Annotated in this window: 2 protein-coding genes; one reads left to right on the plus strand and one right to left on the minus strand. The window is 58.9% G+C overall.

Translation table 11 applies throughout. The features are described 5' to 3' along the window. On the plus strand, positions 1 to 600 hold a 600-nt coding region (locus CG51_RS20640; protein ID WP_211254219.1), incomplete at its 5' end, for a hypothetical protein. On the opposite strand, the gene CG51_RS18695 is transcribed toward CG51_RS20640, so the two are convergent. Then, positions 588 to 1,769 carry a hypothetical protein gene (locus CG51_RS18695; protein ID WP_143412957.1) on the minus strand — a complete coding sequence of 394 codons (1,182 nt, stop codon included), beginning with the start codon at positions 1,767 to 1,769 and terminating at the stop codon, positions 588 to 590. The genes CG51_RS20640 and CG51_RS18695 overlap by 13 nt on opposite strands. Positions 1,770 to 1,946 lie beyond the last annotated feature (177 nt).

The following is a 1,946-nucleotide window of genomic DNA, read 5'->3' on the forward strand; positions in this document are numbered from 1 at the left end:
CAGGCTGAGGCGGCGATTATCCGCTACGACTATAAAGGCCAGATGATGTATTACAACGAAACTGGCGGGATTTACGGATATCTGATTGGCGGGCTCACTATTGACGAATCGCTGCTTCCTGGAGGATCACTGGCGGGAGCCACGATATACGCAGAGACTCTATTTCCAGATGTATCGGGCTACACCCGAGGATTATATTCATTCACAACGGCAGACGGAGAGATATATTCCGGTCGAGTTTCTTGGGATGAAGGTAGCTATCCAGACTGGAGCGTCGTTGGCATAGTCTCCTACGACCCATCTATGGTATTTCTTTACTCGCCCATTGGATTTTACTCCAGACTGGACATTACCTTTGGCTCTGACCTGTCTGTCGTCAGGTGGTGGGGTGACTCCGCTACTGGTGGGTCTACCGACCCTCGTTCATTTGGTCCCGACGGTTACGATTATACGGATGATGCCCGTAGCTATGGTCCGGGAACATGGACTGTCGATGTGACGCCCTCTCCTGTCCCCCTACCCGCCGCCGCCCCGCTCCTACTGGCCGGGACGGCAGCGCTTTGGGCAGTTGGCAGGCGCAAGGCACATCAGGGGGTGTAAGCAAGGACCGCCTTGTCGTAGACCGGCAAATACAGGCCGTCGTCGTTGACCTGCCCCATCACTGGGAGGCCATAGGAAAATAGCCCTTGAGGATATGCCTCCCACACAATCCCCTCGAATACCGTCTGATCCCCGGCATTGTTCATTACCGTGGCGCCGGGCTGCCCATTGCCCGGCCAGTTTTGGAAGTATCCCCCCGCACTGTGGTAAAGGCTGGGGGTGAGACGGACCCTCGATGTTGCAGCAAATGCTGCGCCCTCCGGGTGTACGATCTTGAGTTGATTTCCCGACAGCGTGACGCGGATATACGAGCTAGTGGTCCCAGCGGCGGTATCCATGACGAGAAACCCGGAGATGTTGTCGGGTCTGATTGCGGAGATAGCCCCACCGTTGGCCGCAACCACAGGGACAATGATTTCAGTTCTTGCGGCATTGCCGAACCGCGCTTGGCCGAAATAGGGGATACCCGGGCCAGCGCCGAATGCCGCCGCGATGTCCATGCCGGTTATCGAGGCCTGCAGGACGGCACCATTGACGACGTCTTGCCGGGGGTGAGCCGTTATGTTGCCGACCAAGCTCTCCGGGGTATCCCGCAGGTCCATCCGGGTCAGCGCCAGTACCCCCGTTACCCCACCTTCTGCGTGAAATTGGATGGCCGACTGGATGAATTGATCCGTAGCCACATTGACCGTCGCGGCTTGTTGACCGCGAGCGGTTGCATTGACGAGGCGGTAACCGGGCTGAACGATCTGGTCGAAATACATCAACTGCCCAGGCGCGCCACCGCGAAGGACGGAGGCAAGCGTCTCGGTGGTGCTCCCCGCGTTGACCGCCTCATTGAAAAGCAGAACGGTGAAGTCGTTGCCAGACAGGGCGATCATGCTTTTGAGCTGGTCGATTTCGGCCTGCATCCTGAGCAGGTTTCTCGATCCAGCCCAGACCCCGCGCCCCGCTTCCGAAGCGTTGACGATTGCATGGATGCCCGGAACCAGAACGGCGAGCTGCTGAGCGAGGAGCATCTGCCCACAGTTTTGGTAGCTGTTGGGGTTTGTGGTGCTGACAGGGGGCGTCCCGGAACCGGTGATGCCATAGCGCGGGGGTGAGTTATCATTGCCTCCTGCCAGAGTGGACTTGCCCTCCCAGAATGTGCAGTAAGCGACCTTGCCCATGTCTGGCCGTGGGGGCATCGTAAAGGCGGTCCCGAATACACTTGGATTGGGGCATTGCGTCCCCCGAGCCAGTGACGACGGGCCCACCAGAAGGTGTTTGTAGCCGACGGCGCACCGCCCAGTGCTCCGTGTCACGACACTCGGATTGGTGGCCAGCCGCACCTCTCTCCAGCACCA

The sequence above is a fragment of the Haematobacter missouriensis genome (assembly GCF_000740775.1).
Classification (GTDB): domain Bacteria; phylum Pseudomonadota; class Alphaproteobacteria; order Rhodobacterales; family Rhodobacteraceae; genus Haematobacter; species Haematobacter missouriensis.

Coding starts and splice junctions, on each gene's coding strand:
- CG51_RS18695 (WP_143412957.1), bottom strand. CDS start 1,769: ATGGGCAAGGTCGCTTACTGCACATTCTGGGAGGGCAAGTCCACTCTG.